At 71.6% G+C, this 23341-nt stretch carries 26 protein-coding genes; 10 read left to right on the top strand and 16 right to left on the bottom strand.

Annotation, left to right across the window (positions count from 1 at the left end; genetic code table 11):
* Window positions 1-76: 76 nt before the first annotated feature.
* Window positions 77-979, top strand: coding sequence for an SDR family oxidoreductase (locus KFLA_RS00520; RefSeq protein ID WP_012917789.1), 903 nt, complete (start codon window positions 77-79; stop codon window positions 977-979).
* 79 nt (window positions 980-1058) lie between these two features.
* Complete coding sequence (locus KFLA_RS38110; RefSeq protein ID WP_012917788.1) at window positions 1059-2072, top strand: GNAT family N-acetyltransferase; 1014 nt, start codon at window positions 1059-1061, stop codon at window positions 2070-2072.
* Window positions 2073-2201: 129 nt separating this feature from the next.
* Here the strand turns inward: KFLA_RS38110 and KFLA_RS00510 are convergent, their stop codons facing one another.
* Window positions 2202-2657: a MarR family winged helix-turn-helix transcriptional regulator gene (locus tag KFLA_RS00510; protein ID WP_012917787.1), complete on the bottom strand. Its 456-nt coding sequence runs from the start codon at window positions 2655-2657 to the stop codon at window positions 2202-2204.
* 29 nt (window positions 2658-2686) lie between these two features.
* Between KFLA_RS00510 and KFLA_RS00505 the strand changes: the two genes are divergently transcribed.
* A complete protein-coding gene (locus tag KFLA_RS00505; protein ID WP_012917786.1) occupies window positions 2687-3082 on the top strand; it encodes a MarR family winged helix-turn-helix transcriptional regulator in 396 nt (131 codons plus the stop codon).
* Between the two features lie 390 nt (window positions 3083-3472).
* Here the strand turns inward: KFLA_RS00505 and KFLA_RS38105 are convergent, their stop codons facing one another.
* Window positions 3473-3649, bottom strand: coding sequence for a hypothetical protein (locus KFLA_RS38105; RefSeq protein WP_012917785.1), 177 nt, complete (start codon window positions 3647-3649; stop codon window positions 3473-3475).
* A gap of 230 nt (window positions 3650-3879) precedes the next feature.
* Here KFLA_RS38105 and KFLA_RS00500 point away from each other — a divergent pair, with 230 nt between their 5' ends.
* Both KFLA_RS00500 and KFLA_RS00495 read left to right on the top strand, forming a co-directional pair.
* Window positions 3880-5175 carry an NsdA family TPR-like regulatory protein gene (locus KFLA_RS00500; protein ID WP_012917784.1) on the top strand — a complete coding sequence of 432 codons (1296 nt, stop codon included), beginning with the start codon at window positions 3880-3882 and terminating at the stop codon, window positions 5173-5175.
* Window positions 5175-5723 carry a GNAT family N-acetyltransferase gene (locus KFLA_RS00495; protein ID WP_012917783.1) on the top strand — a complete coding sequence of 183 codons (549 nt, stop codon included), beginning with the start codon at window positions 5175-5177 and terminating at the stop codon, window positions 5721-5723. Before KFLA_RS00500 ends, KFLA_RS00495 begins: the two co-directional genes overlap by 1 nt.
* Here KFLA_RS00495 and KFLA_RS00490 read toward each other — a convergent pair.
* Window positions 5686-5937, bottom strand: coding sequence for a hypothetical protein (locus KFLA_RS00490; RefSeq protein WP_049797234.1), 252 nt, complete (start codon window positions 5935-5937; stop codon window positions 5686-5688). The two genes, KFLA_RS00495 and KFLA_RS00490, sit on opposite strands and share 38 nt — an antisense overlap.
* Entirely contained in the window at window positions 5934-6272 is a 339-nt protein-coding gene (locus KFLA_RS00485; protein ID WP_012917782.1) for a PadR family transcriptional regulator, read from the bottom strand. The genes KFLA_RS00490 and KFLA_RS00485 overlap by 4 nt, the downstream gene beginning before the upstream one ends.
* 129 nt (window positions 6273-6401) lie before the next feature.
* Between KFLA_RS00485 and KFLA_RS00480 the strand changes: the two genes are divergently transcribed.
* The 3 genes from KFLA_RS00480 to KFLA_RS00470 all read left to right on the top strand — a co-directional run bounded on the left by KFLA_RS00480 (window position 6402) and on the right by KFLA_RS00470 (window position 10290).
* Window positions 6402-8063, top strand: a complete 1662-nt coding sequence (locus KFLA_RS00480) for a PHP domain-containing protein (protein ID WP_012917781.1) — start codon at window positions 6402-6404, stop codon at window positions 8061-8063.
* A 39-nt stretch (window positions 8064-8102) separates the two neighbouring features.
* On the top strand, window positions 8103-9002 hold the full coding sequence (locus KFLA_RS00475; protein WP_012917780.1) for an oxygenase MpaB family protein: 900 nt from the start codon (window positions 8103-8105) through the stop codon (window positions 9000-9002).
* A gap of 79 nt (window positions 9003-9081) precedes the next feature.
* Window positions 9082-10290, top strand: coding sequence for an ROK family transcriptional regulator (locus KFLA_RS00470; RefSeq protein ID WP_012917779.1), 1209 nt, complete (start codon window positions 9082-9084; stop codon window positions 10288-10290).
* Window positions 10291-10334: 44 nt separating this feature from the next.
* Here the strand turns inward: KFLA_RS00470 and KFLA_RS00465 are convergent, their stop codons facing one another.
* The 6 genes from KFLA_RS00465 to KFLA_RS00440 form a co-directional block, all read right to left on the bottom strand.
* A complete protein-coding gene (locus KFLA_RS00465) occupies window positions 10335-10931 on the bottom strand; it encodes a ParA family protein (RefSeq protein ID WP_012917778.1) in 597 nt (198 codons plus the stop codon).
* Between the two features lie 193 nt (window positions 10932-11124).
* The gene (locus tag KFLA_RS00460) at window positions 11125-12084 is read right to left on the bottom strand and encodes an ABC transporter substrate-binding protein (RefSeq protein WP_012917777.1); all 960 of its coding nucleotides are present in this window, start codon (window positions 12082-12084) and stop codon (window positions 11125-11127) included.
* Window positions 12081-14042, bottom strand: coding sequence for an ABC transporter permease (locus tag KFLA_RS00455; RefSeq protein ID WP_012917776.1), 1962 nt, complete (start codon window positions 14040-14042; stop codon window positions 12081-12083). The genes KFLA_RS00460 and KFLA_RS00455 overlap by 4 nt, the downstream gene beginning before the upstream one ends.
* 3 nt (window positions 14043-14045) lie before the next feature.
* Window positions 14046-15101, bottom strand: a complete 1056-nt coding sequence (locus tag KFLA_RS00450) for a quaternary amine ABC transporter ATP-binding protein (protein ID WP_012917775.1) — start codon at window positions 15099-15101, stop codon at window positions 14046-14048.
* Window positions 15102-15253: 152 nt separating this feature from the next.
* A complete protein-coding gene (locus KFLA_RS00445; RefSeq protein ID WP_012917774.1) occupies window positions 15254-15715 on the bottom strand; it encodes a group II truncated hemoglobin in 462 nt (153 codons plus the stop codon).
* 32 nt (window positions 15716-15747) lie between these two features.
* Window positions 15748-16659: an aminoglycoside phosphotransferase family protein gene (locus KFLA_RS00440; RefSeq protein WP_012917773.1), complete on the bottom strand. Its 912-nt coding sequence runs from the start codon at window positions 16657-16659 to the stop codon at window positions 15748-15750.
* 47 nt (window positions 16660-16706) lie between these two features.
* Here KFLA_RS00440 and KFLA_RS00435 point away from each other — a divergent pair, with 47 nt between their 5' ends.
* Entirely contained in the window at window positions 16707-17459 is a 753-nt protein-coding gene (locus KFLA_RS00435) for a hypothetical protein (RefSeq protein WP_041289074.1), read from the top strand.
* Here KFLA_RS00435 and KFLA_RS00430 read toward each other — a convergent pair whose 3' ends face one another.
* Both KFLA_RS00430 and KFLA_RS00425 read right to left on the bottom strand, forming a co-directional pair.
* The gene (locus KFLA_RS00430; protein WP_272941278.1) at window positions 17460-18299 is read right to left on the bottom strand and encodes an NADPH-dependent F420 reductase; all 840 of its coding nucleotides are present in this window, start codon (window positions 18297-18299) and stop codon (window positions 17460-17462) included.
* Window positions 18190-19020, bottom strand: a complete 831-nt coding sequence (locus tag KFLA_RS00425; RefSeq protein WP_012917770.1) for a siderophore-interacting protein — start codon at window positions 19018-19020, stop codon at window positions 18190-18192. The genes KFLA_RS00430 and KFLA_RS00425 overlap by 110 nt, the downstream gene beginning before the upstream one ends.
* 226 nt (window positions 19021-19246) lie before the next feature.
* Here KFLA_RS00425 and KFLA_RS00420 point away from each other — a divergent pair, with 226 nt between their 5' ends.
* Window positions 19247-20578 carry an ATP-binding protein gene (locus KFLA_RS00420; RefSeq protein ID WP_012917769.1) on the top strand — a complete coding sequence of 444 codons (1332 nt, stop codon included), beginning with the start codon at window positions 19247-19249 and terminating at the stop codon, window positions 20576-20578.
* A gap of 4 nt (window positions 20579-20582) precedes the next feature.
* On the opposite strand, the gene KFLA_RS00415 is transcribed toward KFLA_RS00420, so the two are convergent.
* From KFLA_RS00415 to KFLA_RS00400, 4 genes are read right to left on the bottom strand one after another with little or no spacing between them, the layout of a single operon-like run.
* A complete protein-coding gene (locus tag KFLA_RS00415; protein ID WP_012917768.1) occupies window positions 20583-21254 on the bottom strand; it encodes a cation diffusion facilitator family transporter in 672 nt (223 codons plus the stop codon).
* Complete coding sequence (locus tag KFLA_RS00410; RefSeq protein ID WP_012917767.1) at window positions 21251-21580, bottom strand: ArsR/SmtB family transcription factor; 330 nt, start codon at window positions 21578-21580, stop codon at window positions 21251-21253. Before KFLA_RS00410 ends, KFLA_RS00415 begins: the two co-directional genes overlap by 4 nt.
* Window positions 21581-21624: 44 nt before the next feature.
* The gene (locus tag KFLA_RS00405; protein WP_012917766.1) at window positions 21625-22047 is read right to left on the bottom strand and encodes a VOC family protein; all 423 of its coding nucleotides are present in this window, start codon (window positions 22045-22047) and stop codon (window positions 21625-21627) included.
* Between the two features lie 16 nt (window positions 22048-22063).
* Entirely contained in the window at window positions 22064-23221 is a 1158-nt protein-coding gene (locus KFLA_RS00400; RefSeq protein ID WP_012917765.1) for an endonuclease, read from the bottom strand.
* Window positions 23222-23341: the final 120 nt, after the last annotated feature.

Raw genomic sequence — 23341 nt, 5'->3', positions numbered from 1 at the left:
ATCTGGGGTGGTCCCCCATATCGTAGCAAGCAGATAACTGGGGGCACCCCCCAGTTACTGGCGATCGGAGCTTCGGATGAGTGACGTAGTGGTGGTGACCGGCGCGACCGGGCAGCAGGGTGGGGCGGTGGCGCGGCGGTTGCTGGCGGCCGGCGTACCGGTACGGGCGTTGGTGCGGCGACCGGAAACCGCGGCGGCGAAGGCGATCGCGCAGGCGGGAGCTGAGCTGGTCACGGCGGACCTGACCGATCCCACGTCGTTGGGATCGGCGCTCCGCGGTGCCCGAGCGGTCTTCTCGGTGCAGACCCCCGACCTCGCCGATCTCGGCTCCGACAGCGAGCGGAGCCAGGGCGAGAACCTGGTCGCGGCCGCGCGGGAAGCCGGCGTCGCGCAGTACGTGCACACGTCGGTGGCAGGTGTCGGTGACTACGTCCGGCAGGCAGCGGTGGGTCGCACGGAAGGGTGGAGCACGCACTACTGGGGCAGCAAGGCGCGGGTCGGGCAGCTTCTCCCGGAGAGTGGGTTCGAGTCGTGGACCGAGCTGCGTCCGGCGTTTTTCATGGAGAACCTGCTCCGGCCGTCGATCTGGTTCGAGGGGATGACCGGTGAGGCGATCGTGACGGTCGTCAGCCCGCAGACCCGGCTGCCAGTGGTCGCGGTTCAGGACATCGGTACGGCGGCGGCCGCGGCGTTCGCGGACCCGGTCCGCTTCAACGGAGTCGCGCTCGATCTCGCCGGCGACATCCGCACGCTGCCGGAGTTGGCGGCGAGGCTGACCGCAGTGGGAGCGCCCGCGCGCGTGGAGGTCGTCGCAGCGGAGGAGGCGAAGGCGCGAGGCATGGTGCCGGAGCTCATCGACAATCAGCAGTGGCTGAACACGTACCAGAATCCCGCGCGCCCGGCGCTCGCCGCGGCCCTCGGCATCCCGACCACGACCTTCGAGACGTGGGCCTCGGAGAAGTTCACCGCGCCGGAGTAGACGAGGCGCAACCCTGAAGCAGCGCGGGCCGGATCAGGTCGGTGGGGACGACTTCGAACAACGCGTCTAGGTTGGCGGGATGCGTGAGGTGGATTGTGTCGGGGCGTTGATCCGGGACGCGCGGCAGCGGGTCTACGTGCACCGGCGTACGGCGGAGCGGCGGTTGCTGCCGGGAATCTGGGACATCGTCGGCGGGCATCTGGAGGCTGGTGAGACGCCGGAGCAGGCGCTGGCGCGGGAGGTGGAGGAGGAGACCGGCTGGACCGTGCGCGAGGTGCTGGCGCCGGTGGCGGACTGGGAGTGGGAGTACGCGGGGCGGGTCCGCCGGGAGCTGGACTTCCTGGTCGCGGTCGACGGGGACCTGGAGCGGCCGCGGCTGGAGCAGGGCAAGCACGACGCCGGGGCCTGGGTCGGGCCGGACGACGTCGAGCTGCTGATGGTCGGGCGGACCGACGGCGACCGGCGGCTGCTGGACATCGTGGCGCACGCGGTGCGGATCCGGCTGACCGAGCGGTTGCGGCTGGAGCCGGTCCGGGGCCCGGGTGAGGTCCTGGCCGGACATGCGGCGGACCTGGAGCGGCTGTTCGCGGATCCCTGGGTCGCCGAGTGGTACGCCGGGACGTGGTCCGCGGAGCAGTCCGTACGGCGCGCAACCGAGATGCAAGCGGCGTGGGAGCGCGACGGGGTGAGCAAGTGGATGGCGTACGAGCGGTCGGGCGGGGCGCTCGTCGGGCGGGGCGGTTTGTCGCGGCTGGGCGCGAACGCCGCCGTGACCGAGCAGCTCGCCGCTCTGGCCGGCCCGGACTGGGTGGCTGACCGGCTGGAACTGGGCTGGGCCTTGGTGGCGTCCGCCCGCGGCCGGGGGTACGCGACGGAGATCGGCGCGGCGGGACTGGACTTCGCGTTCGAGCAGCTGGGAGCCCGTGCGGTCGTCGCGTTCACCGAGCGGCACAACCACGCCTCGCGGGCGGTGATGGAACGGCTCGGCATGACCTACGCGGGCGAGCTCACCGCCGAGGGCCTGGTCGACGGCGCTGCCGGCGTACGCCCGGACGCTCCGTTCGCGGTCTACCAGGCCCGCCGAGGCGGCTGAGGAACGGCGGCCGACGCTCCGGCCGACCTCGACCGCCGACCGGCCGACGCGAACGGACCACCCCGGCCCGACACCAGACCAGAAGCGGACCTGCGCCGCGCTGACCTGCGGTTTCTCCGGCGGAGCACCTCAGGGCCGGACCTCCCCGCCGGCGGGCCGCTGATCGAGCGCGGACACGAAACGGGTCAGCAACGTCGCGAAGGTGGCGCGCTCCACGTCGGACCAGTCGCGCATCGCCGCAGCGAACCGCTGCCGCCGAAAGGCGTGGACCTCGGTCAGCCGGTCCCGCCCCGCCGCGGTCAGGACCAGGTGGGTCCGCCGGCCGTCCTGCTGGTCCGCTTCCCGCCGGACCAGCCCGGCCGACACCACGGCCGCGACCAGCTTGCTCGCCCGTGGCTGGTCCACGCCGAGCGCCTCGGCGATGCCGTTCACGCCGATCGGCGTGCGACCCGCCGCCTCGATCGCGTCGAGGACCTGCTGGCTCGCGTCACCACCGGTCTCCGCCGCGAAGGCCCGCCGGGTCTGCCGCCGGCGCACGGCGACCATCGCGGTCTCCACCGCCGCGGCCGGATCGGCACTGGGCACGCCGCCCCCTCAGGTATATGCTCGTTGACATGTATATGTCGGACGACAACAAGCCTATCGGCTGGTGGCTGAAGGAGCTGGACCGCCTCATCGAGGCGTCCCTCGACTCCGTTCTGGCCACCGAAGGCCTGAGTCGGCGGCAGTGGCAGGCGCTCAACGCCGCCTCCGAGGAGCAGCCGATCGCAGTGGCGCTGGCGCCGTTCCTCGCCGGCGACCCGGCGGAGCTCGCGGCTGTGACCGATCCGCTGGCCGGCCGCGGCTGGCTGGACGGCGAGCAGCTCACGCCGGCGGGCAGGGCGGCACTCGACCGGCTGACCGAGCGGATGACCGCGCAGCGGCGACGGTTGACGGCCGGAATCGACGCGACGGAGTACGCCATGGCGGTGGACGTGCTGCGGCGGATGGCGGTCAACGCGCGCTCGTGAAGCACAAAAGCTCCGTTGTGTGACCGCCCAGGCGCGGCGGTCACACAACGGAGCCGGCCACCTCAGGGGATGGCTCGTGGTGAGGTGTCACGAGCCATCACGTGTCCCGCCGTACGATCCGCCCGATCTCCGGCGTGGGGCACTGACCCCGCCCGGCCCGAGGTGTCGGCCAGGAGGTGGGTTGGAACGGCTGGGCGGCGGCGACACAGGGATCCAGCCGCCAGCCCAGCCGGGCTGTGGGCGGTGTGGTCCGAAGCTGAGGAGTGCTTCGGACCACACCTGGGTGGTGTCCGGGGACTGAGGAGGGTCCCGGACCTTTCCGGATGCTGCTCCTGGACGTGAGGAGACTCCAGGCGCAGCCGCTCGGGTCTGAGGAGGACCCGGGCGAGCTCAGTTGTCCGTGCTGTCCTGCGGCCCGAGGAGGTCGTTGGTGACCCGGAGACCGGCGAACCGCCTCCGCATCGCCTGCTCGTACCGCGCCGCCAGCGGTGCCTCCGCGACGTACTGCGCGATCACGTGCTCGCCGAACCAGACCCGCACCCGGCGGCGGTGCTGCCTCGACGTCATCTCCGCGATAGTCACTACTCGCTCACCCCGTAACTCTCAGGCCTTGCAACCAGTTGGACTTACTGGTTGTCATGGCAGTAATGGTGCACAAGCCGACCGTGACCGCTCTAGGACCTGAGGCGGACCTTTGCCGGACCTCTTCAGGACCTCTGGCGGACATCAGGGGGTCTGCACCTTGTCGTGGGGCACGAGTCGAGACAACGTCTGATCTGACGTGAACGGGAGGAACGATGGCGGGTAGGTATGCGCCGAGAACGGTCCTGGCGCACCTGATCCAGCGCCGGAACCAGACCTACTCCGAAATCGTCGCCGAGTTCGTCGAGCTGGGTGGAACCATCACCGAGCGGCACCTGCGGCGCCTCGCATCGGGCGAGCGCGCAGGGACCACTCCTCAGACCCGGCGCACCCTGCAACGCATGTTCGGCAAGCCGGTCGAGGAGCTCCTCGCCCCGTACGTCCCCGAACAGGCTGCCCAGGTGGTGCCGGTACCTGCCGCGAGTGGACGGATCACGACAGGTAATGAGATGGAGGTACTCGACATGGCTGCCAGCCGTGCGCGGGCATTCGCCCTCGCGGCCCAGACCGGTCTCGGGAGCGAGGCCATGGAACAGGTGTACGACGACGTCAAGCACGTCGCGAAGGCCTACCCGCAGCGCCCGCTGCCGGAGATCCTCGGCCAGCTGGTCGAGACGCAGGACCTGGTCTTCGCACTGCTGGAGAGCCGGCAGCGTCCGGAACACCTGCGGCAGCTGTACTTCCTGGGCGGCGTCACCGGCGGTCTGCTGGCCAAGGCGTCGCACGACCTCGGCAACCCGCACGCCGCGCTGACCCAGGCGCGGACGGCGTTCCTCTGCGCCGACAACGCCGACCACCACGGCCTGCGCGCCTGGGTCCGCGGCCTGCAGTCCCTGGTCTCGTACTGGGCCGGCAACCCGCACGACTCCGTCCGGTACGCCCAGCTGGGCGCCGGCTACGCCGAGCAGGCCAACAGCACCACCAGCGTCTGGCTGCCGGTCAGCGAGGCCCGCGCCTGGGCCGCCCTCGGCAACCCCGACGCCACCCGCGCCGCGCTCGAGCGCGCCGAGAACGCGTGGAACTCGGTCCGCAACGACGAGCTGGACGAGATGGGCGGCCTGTGCACCTTCGGCCGCAACCGGCAGCTGTACTACGCGGCCGACGCGCTCGCCTGGCTGCCCGGTGAGATGGAGACCGCCGAGCGCTACTCCAACCAGGCAGTCGACGCCTACACCGACCAGTCGCACCCCGAGTGGGCCTTCGGTGACGCCGCCGGCAGCCACGCCGCGATGGCGATCACCCGGATCGCCAGCGGCGAGCTGGACGGCGCCGCGGACGCCATCGCCCCGGTTCTGGGCCTGCCGGCCGAGCGCCGGATCAACGGCGTGGTGCACTCGGCCCGCCGGGTCCACCAGGCGCTGCGGCAGTCCGGCCACGCCGACGACGCCCGCGAGCTGCAGGAGGAGATCGAGGCCTTCACCCGGACCCCGATGCAGTCGTTCCCGCACTGATGGACCCACTCACCGGTGAGCGCTGCAGGCTGCGCGAGGTCCGGCTCGACGACCTCGACGACTACCTGGCGATCACCGGTGACAACCGGGTGACCAGCTGGCTGTCCTTCGACAGCCACACCCGGGACGGCGCCCAGCGCTCGCTGCGTGCCGCCGTCGACCGCTCGGCCCGCGCCGACCGGCCCGACTACCTGCTCGCGGTCACCCGCCTGGACGACGACCGGATGATCGGCTTCGCGCGGCTCGGCCCGACCGGCGTCCAGGCCGCCCACCTCGGCTACGCGATCGCCCACCGGTACTGGGGGCACGGCTACGCCACCGACGCCGCCCGGACAATGCTCCGGCTGGCCTTCACCGACCTGACCCTGCACCGGGTCAGCGCCGCGATCGGCCCGGACAACCAGGCCTCGATCGCCGTCGTCGACCGCCTCGGCTTCAGCTACGAGGGCCGCATCCGCCACCACGTCTTCACCAACAACGCCTGGCGCGACTCACTGCTCTACTCGCTGCTCACCGACGAGTGGACGCCGACCGGCCCGCACAGCTGATCCAGCCGCCAGCGCTCCGGCCAGCAAGGCCACCGTCGCGGGCCAGGACGCCATGGACCGCCAGGTCCAGCAGATCACGCGGATCAGCCCGGTAGCGGCCGGCAGCCTCAGCGCTGTCCAGCAGTACGCCGAGGGCCTCCTCGCCGCGGGCCTCCCGCCACCAGCGCGGGTAGCAGAGCAGGGCGGTGCGGTAGTCGCGCTCCAGTTTGCTCACGCCGCGCCACCCGCCGGGCGCAGCCGCAACCGGCGGAACGCCTGTTCCGCGTTCGCCTGCAGCCGTGCCGCCTCGGCGGCCAACGTGTCCGCGCCGGCCGGCGTCATCTCGTAGTACCGGCGGTGCCGGCCGTCGACGACCTCCTCTCCCGCGGCCCGGACCAGGCCCTGCTCGCTCAGTCGGTCGAGCGCGGCGTACAACGTGCCCGGCCGCAGCCGGAGGCGGCCGTCGGACAACGTTTTCACTTCGGCGATCACCGCGTAGCCGTGCTTGCGGCCGTCGGCCAGCGCGGCCAGCACGAAGAACGTCGGCTCACGCATCTCGGAGGAGGACATCGGCGCACCATAGTCATTTCATCGTCATATAACAACGGTCGGCTTATCCAATCGTCGTTCACCTGGTGCACATGTCCGCGTCACCGCGGTCCCTGAGAGTGGCTTGTCAGCACAAGGAGGGTGGCACGGATGACGAGTGGGCAGCAGTTGCCGGAGTGGGCGGATCCGGGAGTGCCTGAGCAGGCACTGGATGCGCAGGGAGTGTCGCGGCGAGGGATGCTGCGGGGCGCGGGGCTGCTGGGAGCCGGATTGGCGGCGGGGGCGGTCGCGGGCGGCACGTCCGAGGCGGCAGCGACCGGTACGGCGTCCTCGGGTGATCCGGAGTTGGTGTGGCTGGTGGGCGACCACCATGTGCACAGCCGCTACAGCCACGACGCGAAGTACGGGTTCGGGCAGTTGGCGCAGCGGGGCGCACAGTTCGGGCTGGACTGGATGGCGTTCACCGAGCACAGCAACGTCGGTCACGCCGACAAGGGAGCCGTGGCCGAGCACGCCGAGGTGGTCAATGCCCGGGCCGAGAACCCGCGGATGCTGATCTTCCAGGGCCTGGAGTGGTACATCCCGGCGGCCGAGCACGGCACGGTGCTGGTCGCGCCAGGCCCCAACGACGTCGCGCTGCTGCAGGCCTTCGAGCGCCAGTACGACGGCAAGCTCACCAACCGCTCCGGCAACACCGCGGAGAACGAGCAGTACGCCGTGCAAGCGCTGCGCTGGCTCGCGGAGCAGAAGCGCAGCGGCTACGTCGACGACGTGCTGGTCCTCGCGAACCACCCACTGCGCCTCGGCATCGACTCGCCGCACGAGCTGCGCGCCTGGCGGGACACCGGGATCTGCATCGGCATGGAAGGCGCTCCCGGTGCGCAGGGCGACGCCGAGCCGGCCTGGGTCGCACACCGCGGCGCCACCAACGCGCAGCGCGGCGAGTACGTGAATGCACCGGGCGCTGGCAGCCATCCGGGCTACCCTGCGGACGCCTACCGCACGTACGGCGGCTTCGACTGGGCCACCGCGACCGTCGGCGGGCTCTGGGACTCCCTGCTCGCCGAGGGCCGGCTGTTCTCGATCACCTCCAACAGCGACAACCACCGGACCATCTGGGACACCTGGAAGGACGGCGAGTTCCCGCCCGGCCAGAACTTCGACTCACTGGGCTGGAAGCCCGCGCCGACCGACAGCGGCGTACCGCAGGCCGGCAGCGACTTCTGGCCGGGTCAGTTCAGCCGTACGCATGTCGGCGTGACGCGCTACTCCTACCTGGACGTGATGGCCGGACTGCGCGCCGGGCGCGTCTGGGTGGACCACGGCCAACTGGTCGACGGCCTGGACGTCCGGCTCACGACGGCCGGATCGCGGCAGCGCGGCGTCACGCTGGGCGGGCGGCTGAAGGTGCGGCGCGGCGAGCGGCTGGAGCTGCGCGTCACCGTCACCAGCGCGACCCGGCCGAACTTCCACGGGATCCTGCCGCGACTGGCCCACCTGGATGTCATCCGCGGCCTGGTGACCGGCCCTGCCGCGGACCGGGACAGCTGGAAGGCTCCGGACACCCGAGTGGTCGAGCAGCTCGACGTACGGCGGAAGACCGGCACCTACACGCTGCGGATTCCGCTCGGCCGGGCGGAGCGGAGCCACTACCTGCGCCTGCGCGGCAGCGACGGCCGGCGCAACGGTCCGGGCTACCTGGGCCGCGCCATCGACCCGGCCGGACCGATCCAGCACCCGGTGAACGACGGCGACCCGTGGCTGGACACCTGGCTCTACACCAACCCGGTTTTCGTGGACGTGCAGCGGTGACGATCATCGAGGGCTTGGAGTGGTGGGGAGACTGGTCGTATGACCGCGATCCCCGCCCAGAACGCGCTGCTGGACCCCGTGAGGGACGGCCTCGCCAAGATGATCATGACCAAGGTGGCCGGTCCGGATCCACGGGCCGAGCGCAACCGGGTCCACAACACGCCTGGGCCTAGGTGGTTTGCCCCGGACCGGCCGATTCGACGGGTGCACGGGGACGCGTCGATGTTCGCCGGCGGGCTGCGCGCGCTGCTGCTGCAGTCGCTGCACCCGCTGGCGATGGCGGCGGTGTCCGCGCACTCGGGCTACCGCGGCGACCCGTGGGGCCGGCTGCAGCGGACGAGCTTCTTCCTCGCCATCACGACGTACGGCGCGGAGGCGGACGCGGAGGCGGCGATCGCCCGGGTGAAGGCGGTGCACGAGCGCGTCCGCGGCACCAGTCCTGACGGCCGGCCGTACCGGGCGGGCGACCCGCACCTGCTCGAGTGGGTGCACTTGGCCGAGGTGGACAGCTTCCTGGTCGCCCACCAGCGGTACGGCGAGACTCCGCTCGACGCGGCCGAGCAGGACGGCTACGTGGAGGACACCGCGCGGGTCGCTCGCGCGCTGGGCGTGCTGGATCCGCCGACGACCGTGGCCGAGCTGCACGAGATGCTGCAGGCGTACCGGCCGGAACTGCGCGGCACCACCGAGGCGCGGCAGGCGGCGCGATTCATCCTGGTGCACCCGCCGGTCCCGTTCGCCGCGCGGCCCGCGTACGGCGTACTGACGGCGGCGGCGGTCGGCCTGCTTCCCTGGTGGACACGCTGGCCGCTCCGGCTGCCCTACCTGCCGCTGGCCGAGGGCACGGTCGTCCGGGCGGCCGGCGAAGGCCTGACCCGGACGATTCGCTGGGCGCTGACCTCGCCGATTCTGGTCGATGTCGACAAATCCACCGGCTGACGCCGGCCACCGCGGTTTTGTGCGCACCTGCCTGCTGCCGGCCCGCTCGATCGGCCGGTATCGCCGGTAGTTTGCTGTCATGCCGCTGCGCCCGAACCGACCGCTGCCGCTGGCGACGCCGGCCGGGGTCGAGGTGCTGACCAGGATCCTCACCCAGGGCCCGATTCCGCGGGTGCAGATCGCCCGGCGGACCGGGCTGTCCCAGGCGGCCGTGACGAAGGCGGTCGCGCCGCTGATCGAGGCCGGATTCGTCACCGACGAGCCGGTCGCGCCGACCGAGGGAAGCGGCGAGAGCCAGCTCGGCATCGGACGGCCGGTCAGCCCGCTGACGGTCCTGGCCGACAGCGTCTCGGTGATCGGGGTGAAGGTGACGCCGACCGGCCTGATCGGCGTGACCACGGACCTCACCGCCGGGATCCGGACCGTTCGGCACAGCCCGCTGCGGGACAGCTCGACCGAGACGGTGATCCCGCGGATCGTGGAGCTGGCTCGGGAGCTGATGGACTTCCTGGACGACCAGGCGAACGGGGCCGGTCCGCTGATCGGGATCGGCGTCGCGGTGTCCGGCGACGTCGACGCCGCGCACGGCGTGGTGCGGGACTCGCCGTTCATGGGGTGGCGGGAGGTGCCGCTGGCCGCGACGCTGACCGAGGAGCTCGGGGCGCCGGTGGTGGTGACGAACGACGTCCGGGCGCTGACGGTGGCCGAGCACTGGTTCGGGGTCGGCGTGGACGCCGACTCGTTCGCGGTGGTGACGATCGGGTCGGGCGTCGGCTGCGGCCTGTACCTGAACGGCGAGGTCGTGTCGGGCGCGTACGGCGTCTCCGGCGAGCTGGGGCATCTGCCGCTGGCGCCCGGCGAGCTGATCTGTACCTGTGGACGACGGGGGTGCGTGGAGACCGTCGCATCGTCGGACGCGATCTTGGCCCGGACCCGGGAGACCACCGGCCGGCCGGAGCTGGACCTGGCCGGGGCGATTGAGCTCGCGCACGCCGGCGACGAGCATGCCCGGGAGGCGTTCGACCAGGCCGGTGAGGTGATCGGGTCGGCGCTGGCCGCGATGGTGAACCTGGTCGGACCGGAGCTGGTCGTCATCGCCGGTGAGGGCGTGGCCGACTACGACCTGTACGAGCAGCGGATGCGGCGGGCCTTCTCCGCCCACGCCTTCGGAGCGGCCGGCGACTGCCGCCTGATGCTGCGCTCGCACACCTTCGACGACTGGGCCCGCGGCGCCGCCGCCACCGTGATCCGCTCGTACGTCCGGGGTGAACCACCGCTGCAGCGCTGACCCGCGAGCCGGCGCCGACCAGGGCCGGCGCCGGCGGGCGAGAATCAGCTGCGGGCGGCCGCGAGGATCTTGCGCCAGACCTTGCGGTAGGCCTCCAGGCCGTCCTCGGCGAGCGGACCGGTGGGGCCGGCGGTGATCGAGACGCGCTCGGGGATCGAACCCCAGACCGGGATGTTCTCGTCGGCGTACTGCTGCATCGTCTCCTGGTAGGAGCGGGTGTAGGTGCGCGCCGAGCAGATCACCAGGCCGACCGGGGTGTCGTCCGGGACCAGGTCGAGCACCGCCTTCACCCGCGGGGTCTCGACGCCGCCGACCCGGGTCGGGATGATCACGATCCGGGCCCGTTCGAGCGCCTTGTTCAGCAGCCGCTCGTGCGACGGTGGCATGTCGACCACGCCGATGCCCTCCGGCGGCACCTTGTCCAGCGCCTTGGTGAGCAACCGCTCGGTCGGCGCCTCGGTGATCTCGATCCGGGCCAGGTGGTCGTCGTCGGACGTCTCGATCCAGTCGGCGGCGCTGCCTTGCGGATCGGCGTCGATCAGGGTGGACGTACGGCGGTTGGACGATGCCAGCGCGGCGAGGTACACCGACGTGGTTGTCTTGCCGACCCCGCCCTTCAGTGCAGCTGTCACGATGATCATGGAACCGACGCTACCCGGTCCTGTCCGATTTCCGGCGTGTCGTCGGCGTTGCCCGGACGCGTCGTGATAGTTGCCGAGGGCGTGTTGATCGATTCCGTGCAGTCGCGAGCAGGTGCCGGGTGCCGCGCAGCGCGCAGGGAATTGATCAACACGCCCCGGGGCCTCGGACGTCGTCCGAGGCCCTGGCGGGACGCTACTTGCCGAGCCAGCCGTCGACCTTGGCGCGGTTGTCGTTGACCCACTTCTCGGCCGCCGCGTCCGGGGACAGCTTGTCCTCGGCGATGTACTTCGCGACCTGGTTCTGGTCGTCGTTGGTCCAGCTGAAGTTCTTCACCAGGTCGTACGCCGGGCTGCCGGAGTCGGCGAACTTCTTCGACACGATCTTGTCCAGCGCGTACGCCGGGTAGTCGCAGGCGACCTTCGCCGGGTCGGCGTCGCAGCCGGGCGTGTGCTTCGGCAGGTCGACCTTGACCAGCTTCAGCTCGTTGAAGAACCACTGCGGCTCGTAGAAGTAGCCGATCACCGGCTTCTTGTTCTTCTCCGCGTCCCGGAACGCCTGGATCAACGCGGTCTCGCTGCCGGCGTAGACCACCTTGAAGTTCAGCTTCAGGTTCTTCACCAGCGCCTCGTCGTTGGTGACGAACGACGGGTCCCCGTCGAGCAGCTGGCCCTTGCCGCCGGACTCCGAGGTCTTGAACAGCGACGCGTACTTGTTCAGGTTCTTCCAGTCCTTGAGCTCCGGGTGCTGCGCGGCCAGCCACGGCGGCAGGTACCAGCCGATCACGCCCTGGTTGCCGGACGGGCCGACCACGACCGCGACCTTCTGCTGCTCGACGTACTTCTTCTTCAGGTCCTCGTGGCCCCAGTTCTCCAGCACGGCGTCCACCTCACCGGTGGCGAAGCCCTGCCAGGAGATCTCCTCCTTGAGGTTCTTCTTGTTCACCGTGCAGCCGAGGTCCTTGGTCGCCACGTACGCCACCACCGCGGCGTTCGCCTCGTACCCGACCCACGGGCTGACGGCCAGGTTGAAGGTGCCGCACTCCTTGCCGCCGGCCGCCGGCTGGTCCGCTTCGCCGACCTTCGCGCCGCCGCAGGCGGTCAGGGCCAGGGCCACAGCGGCCAGCACTCCGGCGGAGCGGAGCTTGTTCGTCACCACAGGTTGTCTCCTCTGACTGTTCCTCGGAACTTCCTCGTACGCCGGGCCGCGGCCTGGGTGATCCGGTCGAGCATCACCCCGAGCAGCACGATCGCCAGCCCGGCTGCCAGGCCCTTGCCGTACAGCTCGCTCTGCGCGAAGCCCGCGGCCACGTCGTAGCCGAGCGCCCCGGCGCCGACCAGACCACCGACGACGACCATCGACAGCACGTAGATCAGGCCCTGGTTCACCGCCAGCGTGATCGCCCGGCGGGCGACCGGCAGCTGGACCTTGCTGATCACCTGCCAGGTGCTGGAGCCGACCGAGTTCGCCGCCTCGACGGTGGCCACCGGGACCGCCCGGATGCCGTCGGCCACGATCTTGGTGGTGACCGGCACGGCGAACACGACGGCCGCCGCGATCGCGGTGAACCGGCTGGTCCCGAACAGCGCCAGGAACGGCACCAGGTACACGAACGGCGGCATCGTCTGGCCGGCGTCCAGCACCGGCCGGACCCACTGGTCGACCCGCCGGTTCCGGCCGGTCCACACCCCGAGCACGATGCCGACGGCAACGACCACGACGGTGGCCAGCAGGGTCGAGGCGAGCGTCACCATCGCGTCGCGCCAGACCCCGGTGCCGACCAGCAGGAGCAGGCAGACGGCGGCGGGCAGGGCGCCCCGCCAGCCGCCGAGCACCGCCCCGAGCGCGACCACGACCGCGGTCACCAGCCACCACGGCGACTCGGTGAGCAACGCCTCCAGCGGGTTGAGCACGCCGACCGTGACCGCGTCGCGGACGCCGTAGGTGAAACCGCCGAACACGTCCTGGACCCAGGTGGTCACGTCGGCCGCGGCGACCGCGATCCGGGAGCCGATGGCCGGCTCGGAGGGGAACTCCGCCGCCCACAGGTAGGTGCGGGAGAACCAGACCGCGACCAGCGCCGCGACGGCTCCCAGGCCGAGCAGCACCTTGCGCCGCCGGCTCGCCGTCCGCCACGGCCGGTCCCCGGCGGCGGTGGTCACCCGGTCGAGCACGATCGCCAGCACGACGATCGCCAGGCCGGCGTTGAACGCGACCCCGACGTCGAGTGTCTGCAGCGCCTTCAGCACGGTCTGGCCGAGGCCGGGCGCGTCGATCAGCGCGGCGACCGTGACCATCGACAGCGCGGCCATGATGGTCTGGTTGATGCCGACCACGACCGTGCTGCGCGACATCGGCAGCAGCACCTTGGTGAGCGTCTGGCCGCGGGTGGAGCCGAGCGACCTGGCCGCTTCGACGCTCTCCGACGGCACCGACCGGATCGCGTGCGCGGTCAGCCGGATCACCGGCGGGGCGGCGTAGACCAGGGTCGCGATCGTGGCCGCGGCCGGGCCGATCGCGAAGAACAGCGTGAGCGGTGCCAGGTAGACGAAGGTCGGCAGCGTCTGCATCAGGTCGAGCACCAGCGTCGCGACCTTGAAGCACCGGTCCGACAGGCCGGCCCAGATCCCGAGCGGGATGCCGGCCAGCAGCGCGAGCAGCACCGCCGCGAGGGTGAGCGAGAGCGTGTCCATGCTCTCCTGCCACAACCCCTGCAGACCGATGAAGGTCAGCCCGGCCGCGGTCAGCAGCGCGACCTTCCAGTTGCCGAAGGCCCAGGCCAGGAACGCCGCCACCGCGACCACGCCGAGCCACCCGACCACCGGCACCGGCCGCCCGTACGACGGCTGGGCGATCACGTTCTGCAGCAGCACGACGAGCTGGTCGACGGTGACCCGAATGGCGTCCGAGATCGCGTTGCCGCTGCCGACCACGCCGGCCTGCTCGGTCAGCCACCGGTGGAACGGCGTGGTCTCCTGGCCGCCCAGCGCCAACGTGTGCACACCGCGGAGCACGAACCAGAGCGCGAGCCAGACGACCAGCAGGCCGCCGACGAGCACGATCCGCCGGGGCTTGCGCACGTTCAGCTCGATCGAGCCGGTGATGGAGGCCATGGCTCAGGCATCCGCGACGACGGCGAGGATTTCCTCGTCGCCGATGACGCCGAGCAGCTGGCCTTCGGCGACGACCTTCACCGGGCGGTCCGACTCGAGCACCAGCCGGGTCGCCTCCCGGACCAGCACGTCGGGGCCGAGCTCCGGCCCGTCCAGCTGCTCGTCGGGCCGGGGCTGCCGGGCGATCCAGCGCAGCGTCAGCACGTCGGCCCGCGGGATGTCCCGGACGAACTCGCGCACGTAGTCGTCGGCCGGTGCCCCGACCAGCTCGTCACCGGTGCCGAGCTGCACGGCGGCGCCGTCGCGCATCAGCAGGATCCGGTCGCCGAGCTTGAGCGCCTCGGACAGGTCGTGGGTGACGAAGACCATCGTCTTGCCGACCTCGCGGTGCAGCCGGACCACCTCGGTCTGCATCTCGCGCCGGATCAGCGGGTCGAGCGCGGAGAACGGCTCGTCGAAGAGCAGCACGTCGGGGTCGTTCGCCAGCGCCCGGGCCAGGCCGACGCGCTGCTGCATGCCGCCGGACAGCTGCTCGGGATACATGTTCTCGTGGCCCTTCAGGCCGACCAGGTCGATCACTTCCTGGGCCCGGCGCCGGCGGCCGGGCTTGCTCTCGCCGCGCACCTCCAGGCCGTACGAGACGTTGTCGATCACCTTGCGGTGCGGCAGCAGGCCGAAGTGCTGGAAGACCATCGAGAACTTGCTCCGGCGCAGCGCGCGCAGCCGCTTCTCGTCGGCGGCGCGCAGGTCCTCGCCCTCGAAGTACAGCCCGCCCGCGGTCGGCTCGACCAGCCGGGTCAAGCAGCGGACCAGGGTGGACTTGCCGGAGCCCGACAGACCCATCACCACGAAGACCTCGCCGGGCGCGACGTCGAAGCTGAGGTCGTGCACCGCCGCGGTGCAGCCGGTGCGGTCGTAGAGGGCGGCGGGGTTGAGCTCCGCCAGCTCGGGGCGGCGGGGAACCCGGGAGGCTTTGGGTCCGAAGACCTTCCACAGCCCCTGAACGGACAGCAGAGCCTCGGACTCCTGCGGATCGGGGTACTCGAGCTGAGCGGTCACAATGGTTCACCCTCGCATCCCCGGCCACCGGGGTTCGTCGTGAACCGTGACTTTATCGAATGGCCGGGCCCGCAGCGGTGGTCCGGGTGTCTGAGCGCTCAAACATTGACCCGATCCTGACCAAAGCAGGGCCCGGCTCACGGCGCCTGCGGTCAGCCCGGCAGGTACGGCGGCGCCTCGCCCCAGCCCCAGCGCGGGACGGGCGCCCGGGGTGGTGGGGTGGCGCCGGGCTGGGAGTTGGCCAGCGCGAGACGGGTGCCCCACTCGACGTACGCGACGAAGGCCGAGCGGAACTCGGGATCGTCCGGCAGCCCGGCCGGGTCGGCGCTGGCGGCGATCAGCGCGGCCCAGCGGGCCCGCTGCGGCTCGGTCAGCCCGAGGTTCACGTGATGGCCGAGCATCGCCGGGTAGCCGCCGAGCTCGTCGGTGTAGCGCGACGGCCCGCCGAAGACCTCACCGAGCCAGAGCGCGACGTGCTCGCGGTGGTGCGGGCTCATTCCGGCGAAGACCGGAGCCAGCAGCTCGTCGGACCGGACCTTGTCGTAGAAGACCTCGGTCAGCCGGCGGAACGCCTCGGCGCCGCCGGCCCACTCGTAGACGGTCGGTGTGCTCATCTCACCCTCCTCGGCTGGAGGTAATCATGTAATCATCCGAGGGTCGGGGACAAGGCCCTGGCGATCGCGAGTTGGTGCCGGTCGATCCGGCGCTCGCCGTCCTCGACGTCCCAGAGCACGTTCTGCAGGATGCGGCCGAGCGTCCAGCCGACCGCGCGGTCGCGGTCGAGGTCCACGACGTCGACCATCAGGTCGAACCGGTACCTGATCGCCCCGGACAGGTCGCCGGTCGCGATCAGGTCGTCCCAGCGGTTGCCGAGCGCCGGCAGCAACTCGAAGGCGGGGTCGCCGGCCAGCGGCTTGGGGTCGATCACCAGCCAGGGCGCCCGCTCGGAGCCCAGCACGTTGTCGTAGTGCAGGTCCCAGTGCAGCAGCCGGTCGCCCGGTTCCGCCAGCAACTCGGTCACCCGCGCGACGCACCGGCGGACCAGGGCTCGCTCGGCCGGGTCGCTCAGTTCGGGGATCAGCTCGGGGGCGTCGGCCACCATCTCCCCGGCGACCTCCGCGAGCGTCCGCACCTGCGCAGGAGCCGGTACGACGCTCAGCCGGGCGAGTAGTTCGGCCAGGATGCGGGTGGCCTCCACGTCGTCCGGGACATCGCTGAGCGACCGCGGCTGGAGCCGCTCGAGCAGGAGCGTGGCGGTGCTGTCGTCAGCGCGCAGGACCTGGACCACGTCGTTGCTGTCCCACGTGCGCAGCCCCAGTGCCTCCGCCGCGTTCTCTTCGTTGAGCGGCTGGAGCTTGAGCATCGCGGGGACGCCGTCGGACCGGCGTACGGGAAGGACCAGCGAGGCGCCGCCGTGCAGGGGAGGCCCGTCGACGGTGAGCTGCCAGCGGTCCAAGTAGCTGTTCGCCGTCTCCGGCAGGGACTTCAGCCACCGCAGCGCGTCCTCGTCCTCGGCGTGGGCGTGCCACAGGGCCGGCGGGATCACGAAGTCGGTCATCGGTCAGCACAGTAGGTCGTCGCGGCGGGATGTGCTTGGGTTTTCCCGTGAGCAGCGAACTGGCACGACGGCATCGCAAGGTCCAACTGGTCGTGGGAACCATCTACCTCGGCATCCCGGTGGTGCTGCTCGGCGTCGGCCTGTGGCTCGGCTCGGGCGCCTGGACGGCCGCCGTACTGCCGGTCGCCCTGCTGGCCGTGGGCGCGTTCCTGCTGCCGCGGCACCGGTACCGGCCGCAGCGCTGGGGCGTGACGGCCGCGGCGTTCGGCGCGGTCGCGGGGTTGTTCGTGGCGCTCTATCCGCTCGCGCAGGGCCACTACTGGCCCGCGTTCCTCTTCCTGCCCGCGCTGTGGGCCGGCGTGGTGCTGTGCGTCGCCCTCGCCCGGTACGCCGAACGCACGCTGCTGGTCCCGGCCGTTCCCGAACTGGCCGACACGCCGTACGAGCTGGCCTTCCGGCTGCGCGGGTTGCGGCTGACGACCCTGGTGCTCGGCAAGGACTCGGTCACCATCCAGAGCATCCCGCTCGGCCGCCGCGGCCCGAAGCCGGCGGACCTGGCGCGGACCTATCCGCTGAGCAAGGTGACCGGCGTCTACGACGTCTCACTCACCGGTGCCGAACGGCTGCGGTTCCCGGTCGCGTTGCCGATTCCCGCTGTCGGGACCGCCGGTCCGGCCGTCATTCTCCAGGCCGCCGGCGACGACTGGGTGCTGCCCACCGATCTGGCTCCGACTCTCGCCCAGCTCCTGACCCATCGCGTCAACAGCACGACCGACCAGGAGCTGGGCGACGAAGCCTGATCAGCCGCGCAGCTCCGCGGGGCGCTCCGGGGAGGCGGCGCTGAGGGCCGCACGCAGCCCGTCGACGTCCAGGTCGGTGCCGTACGCCGGTGTGCCGGGCTGCTGACGCCACGACTCGGCGAGCGGGCCGGCATCGATCGCGTCGAAGCCGAGTTGCTCGATCAATGCGAGCACCTTCGCCTTGCCGGCCTCGTCGTCACCGGCGACCGGCAGCGCGATGCGGCCCGGCGTACCGGCCGGGCGGCCGTTCTGCAGCAGGTGCCGGGCCTGGATGTTGTTGAACGCCTTGACCACCGGTCGGCCGAGCTGCTGCGCGACCCAGCCGCTCTCGGTCAGGCCGTCGTCCTCGATCCCGGCGATCCGGCCGTCGCGCTGTGGGTAGTAGTTGCCTGTGTCAACGACCACGAGCCCGGGGGCCGCGCCGTCGAACACCTGGGCCGGCAGCGCCGGGACCGCCTTCTGCGGGATCGTCACCACCACGAGCTCCGCGTCGTGGGCAACGTCCTTCACCTCGGCCGCGGTCGCGCCGGTCTCCTGCTCGAGCTCCCGCAGGGTCTGCGGGCCGCGCGAGTTGGCGACCTTCACCTCGTGCCCGAGCGCGGTCAGCCGCCGGGTGAGCGTGCCGCCGATGTTGCCTGTTCCGATGATGCCGATCTTCATGGGTGGAATCTCCTCTCCACCGCCACAACAACGGCCCGGTCGCGAATCATCCAGGCCGCAGGGGCGAGGATCAGGCCCCGGCGGCCTCGCGTTCCTTGCGGGCGGTCTCGGCCTTCTCGGCCTGCCAGCCGTCCTCGTTCTTGCCCAGGCGCCAGTAGCCGGACAGGGAGACGCGGTCACGCGGCAGGCCGCGGGTGGCGAACAGGTTGCGGCGGATCCGGAGCACGAAGCCCGCTTCGCCGTGCACGAACGCCTGCACGTCCCCGGCCGGGAACTCGAGTGCCTCGACCGCCTCGACGAGGCGGTCGCCGCGGGCGCGGTCCGCCCCGGCGCGGTGGAACCAGGTCAGGTCCACGTCGCCCGGCCCGTCGAACTTCTGCTGCTCCGACTCGTCCTCGACCTCGAGCAGGACCGTCGCCCGGGCACCGGCGGGCAGCGCCTCGATCGTCGCGCCGATGGCCGGCAGCGCGCTCTCGTCACCGACCAGCAGGTGCCAGTCCGCCGCCTCGTCCGGCGCGTACGCACCGCCCGGCCCGTTGAACCAGAGCTTGTCGCCGGGCTGCGCGTTCGCGGCCCACGGCCCGGCGACGCCCTCGTCCCCGTGGTGCACGAAGTCGATGGTCAGTTCCTGGGCCGCCTCGTCCCAGTTCCGCACGGTGTAGGTCCGCATCGTCGGCCACTGCTCGGACGGGTACTGCTCGCGCACGAGCCCCAGGTCCAGCGGGTCCGGGTACTCGACGCCGGGCTGGGGGAAGAGCAGCTTCACGTACATGTCGGTGTTCCCGTTGCCGGTGAACTCGTCGCAGCTCAGCACCACCCGGATCATGTGCGGCGTGAGACGCTCGGTCCGGCGCACCACGCCCAGTTTGGCGCGGCGGGTACGGGGTGCGGGCTTGCTCACGCGACCACGGGTCCTCTCGAGACGATCAGGCGGAAGCGCCGGTCCGGCGCGGGACGTACGTCGATCACCCGCTACTTAGGCTTACCTAACTCACCATAACCCAGGGCCGCAACCAGCCGGCCGGACGCCGGGCGCGCCGCCGGGTTCAGCGAAGGCTGGATCGCTGTTCACCTGGTGGTCGCCACTGGCACGCTTGGCGGACCGTTCGGGCGCCGAGGCTGCTGCGATGAGCCCGATCTTCGGTACGCCGCGGCGACCGGCGTACACGGTGACCAGGACCGACCCGTCGGGGCAGCCGATCTCGCTGGATCTGCGCGGACCCAGTGGGCACTCGGTGCTGTTCACCGGTGCGCCCGGAATGGGCAAGACCGTGGAGCTCGACCGGGCGCAGCAGCTGGCGCGGCAGAACGGCTGGACCTGTCTGCGGGTCGACGCCTCGCCGCGGGAGCCGCTGGAGAACCGGTTCGTGCGGGCGGCCACCCAGGATCTCGGTGGAATGCGCAAGCGGTACGGGTTTTTCGCGCTGCGCAAGCTGAAGAAGACACTGAAGGACCTGACCCAGCGGTCCCGCAGCCAGCAGAACGGCGCGGAGGTCCGGTTCGGGGTCGCGCCGGTACAGCTGGTCGCCAAGAAGCAGTGGGACGCCCCGGGCAAGGACGGCGTCGGTACGACGCTCGACCAGCTCGCGTCGGACCTGGGCGAGCTGGCCGCCAAGAAGGGGCAGCCGGTGATGCTGATGGTCGACAACCTCGACGTCGCCTCGGACCGGGACCTGGCGGCGCTGACCGAGCTGTCGGCGCACCTGGAGCGCAGCGGCCAGCCGGTCTACCTGATCGGCGCCGGCGGCGAGATGGCGGCGACGCGGCTGATGACCGCCTCCGGCGGGGTGTCCGGCATCGCGACCGGGGTGACGCACCGGTTCGACGTCCGCGAGTGCGGTCCGTTGTCGACCGAGGAGCTCCGGCCGGCCCTCACCGAGCCGTTGCGGCAGGCCGGGGTGCCGTTCCGGTCCGAGGCGGTGGACCAGCTGCTGCACGCGGCCGGCGGAAACCCCGGCCGGTTGCGCGACCTGGCCGACGAAGCGGTACAGCTCGCCCGGCCGCCGGAGGGCATCACCCCCGAGGTCGCGGAGGTGGCGACAGCGCAGGTCAACGCGCGGTCGCGGGTCGTCTACCAGGCCGCGTGGAACACCTGCTCCGACGCCGAGAAGGAGCTGCTGGCCAAGACAGCCGCTCGTGGTGCGCGCGGGTTGTCGATGCCGGCCGAGACGCAGGCGGCCGGCCCCGGCAAGTGGCAGGAGGTCGACAAGGCACGGCAGGGCCTGGTCGCCCGTGGCCTGGTGCGGGAGAGCGCGAGCGGTCAGCGGATCAGCATCGCCGACCCCGGTCTGCGCGACTGGGTCGAGATGCGGATCGGCAAGTCGGCGGCGCACGCGGGCGTCGCGCTCGCGGGCTCTCCGGCGCCGGCGATCACGCCCCAGACACCCGGCCGCCACGCCCAAGGCCCGAGTACGGCGACCCGGCAGGCCGGCAACACGACCTTCACCGTCAACCGGTGACTGTCTAGCAACAGCCGTCGTCGCAGCCGGCCTGGCTGGGGGCGCAGCAGCCCATGCCCTGCCACGCCTCGACGCCTTCGCGAACGGCGACCGCGGCGATCACCAGCGCGGCGACCGGGTCGAGCCAGAACCAGCCGAGCGTGGCGTTCAGCAGCAGGCCGGCGAGCAGCACCGCCGACAGGTAGGTGCAGAGCAGCGTTTGGGTGCCGTCGGCAACTACCGAGCCGGAACCGAGCGCCCGGCCGGTACGCCGCTGCAGGGTGGACAGCACCGGCATCACGATCAGCGACGCGATCGCCAGACCGATGCCGATGCTCGAGTTGTCCGGGCTCGACCGGTCCGTCAGCGCCCGCACGGACTCGAAGGTGACGTACGCGGCGAGCGCGAAGAAGGAGACCGCGATCAGCCGCAACGCCCGCCGTTCCCGGGTCTCGGGCAGCGGGTGGCGGAACTGCCACAGGATGATCAGCCCGCTCGCCACCTCGACGATCGAGTCCAGCCCGAAGCCGATCAGCGCGACCGATCCGGCCACCGCGCCCGCCGAGATCGCCACCACGGCCTCGACCAGGTTGTAGGCGACGCTCGCGCCCGCCAGCCACTGCGCGCGCCGGCCGAGCTTCCGCCGGTCCGGGGCCGGTCCGACCGAGAGCAGGGGCAGCTCGGGCGACGAACTCATCGGCACTCGCCGCTCTGGTCCGGGCGGCAGCACGCCGGATCGACCGCGAGTACGACGTTCAGCAACTCGGTCAGCGCCGTCCCCAGCTGCGGGTCGGCCAGCTCGTACCGCGTCCGGCGGCCCTCCGGCTCGGCGACCACGAGACCGCACCCGCGCAGACAGGCCAGGTGGTTCGACAGCGACTGCCGGCTCACCCCGATCCGCTCGGCCAGGTCGGCCGGGTAGCCCGGGCCGTCCTGCAGGGCGAGCAGCACCCTGGTCCGGGTCGGGTCCGACAGCGCGTGCCCGAACCGGGCCAGCACCTCACTCCGGCTGATGGTGTCCACAGCCGGAACGATACAGCCTCCGATGTATTCACCGGAAGCTGTACTCAGGTCGCGAAGATCTGCGCCTCGTCGGCGAACGCCTTGAACTCCAGCGCGTTGCCGGCCGGATCGTGCAGGAACATCGTCCACTGCTCGCCCGGCTGGCCCTCGAAGCGCAGGTACGGCTCGATCGCGAACGGCGTACCGGCGGCCCGGAAGCGGTCGGCGAGCGCGTGGAAGTCCGCGACCTCGAGGATCAGGCCGAAGTGCGGGACCGGGACGTCGTGGCCGTCGACCGGGTTGTGCATGCCCACCGAGCGCCCGGGCGCGAGGTGGGTGACGAACTGGTGACCACGCAGGTTCCAGTCGATCCAGGTGTCGGACGACCGGCCGCGCTCGCAGCCGACGACGGAGCCGTAGAACTCCGCCGCCGCGGCGAGGTCGTCGACCGGCATGGCGAGATGGAAGCGGGGCAGTGAGGAGGTCATGGTTCGAACCTAACCGTCACGGCCAGATCGCGCCGACCCACTCGGGGTGGTCGATGAACGGGTTGCGGTTGTGCTGCCAGGTGTCGAAGATGACCTGGTTGCGGCGCTTCTCGAAGGCGTCCGGCGGGTCCGCCTGGTTCCAGGCCTTCAGCACCGACAGCCGGCCGTGGTACGGCGCGGAGCCGTTGGTCACCGCGTCGTTCGGTTCCAGGTTCGCGAAGCCGTCGCCGCCCTCGTAGCGGATCGCCAGGTAGAAGATCATCCGGGCGACGTCGCCGCGGACCGCCGCGCGCGGCGCGAACGAGTCGCCGTCGGCCGCGCAGCCCGCGCACTCCGCGACGGCGCCGCCGCCGTTGTCGAAGTCGAGATTGCCGCGGGCCGCGTTCACCGACACGTCCTCCGGCCGCAGGTGGTGCACGTCGGTGCCGGGGCCGGTCGCGGTGCCGAAGTCCCCGTGCGACTTGGCCCAGACGTGCTCGCGGTTCCAGTCGTTCGCGCCGCCGCCGTTACCGGCCTTGCTCTGCGACCGGCCGGAGTACAGCAGGATCACGTTGTTCGGGTTGGCCGGGTCCTGGTCGGTGTCCTTCAGCGCGTTCCAGACCTGGTCGTAGCTCAGCTTGGTCTGGTTCGCGATGATCGAGTGCAGCGCGGACCGCAGCGCCGGGCCGGTCTTGCCGACCGCGGTCGCGTAGTAGTCGCCCGGCGTACCGGGATCGCCCGGGTCCGCGCCGCCGCCGGCGCCGCTGAACGCGGTCGCGTCCTTCAGGCCGGGATGCGTGAAGTACGCCGTCAGCGTGCCGGTGACCGAGATCTTGCGGCCGAGCAGGCCCGGGTTCGACCGCAACCCGTACGACGCCCGGAAGGCGGTCGGGATCTGCACGTAGAGCATGCTCGAGGTGCTGGTCTGGGTGGCCGAGTCGGCGAGCGCCAGCGCGTAGTCGCTCGGGAAGTTGCTGCGGACAACCGTGCTGGTGGCGGTCGGTTGCCCGACCACGTAGCCCTCGACGGTGCCGACGCCGCCGTTCTGCTGCTGCAACGCGGCCGCGACGGTGAGCGGGGCGCTGACCGCCGCCGGCGCCGGCGTGACGCCGAAGCCGAGCAGGGCGAGCAGCACGCCGACGATCAGGACGGGGCGGCCGGCGCGAAGGGCACGGCGAGAACGGGGCACGGTCACGGCGGTCTCCCACGGGGCGGTGTGGACACGTCGAGAGCCAGTCTGCCCCGCCGGCGCTGCGCCCGAACCCGCCGCGGGGCCAACACTGCCCGACATTCGGGCGAACGACACGGCAGGTTC

The sequence above is a fragment of the Kribbella flavida DSM 17836 genome, from assembly GCF_000024345.1.
Taxonomy (GTDB): Bacteria; Actinomycetota; Actinomycetes; order Propionibacteriales; family Kribbellaceae; genus Kribbella; species Kribbella flavida.
Note: the sequence above shows the minus strand (reverse complement) of the source record. Positions and strands in the feature narration are given on the sequence as shown.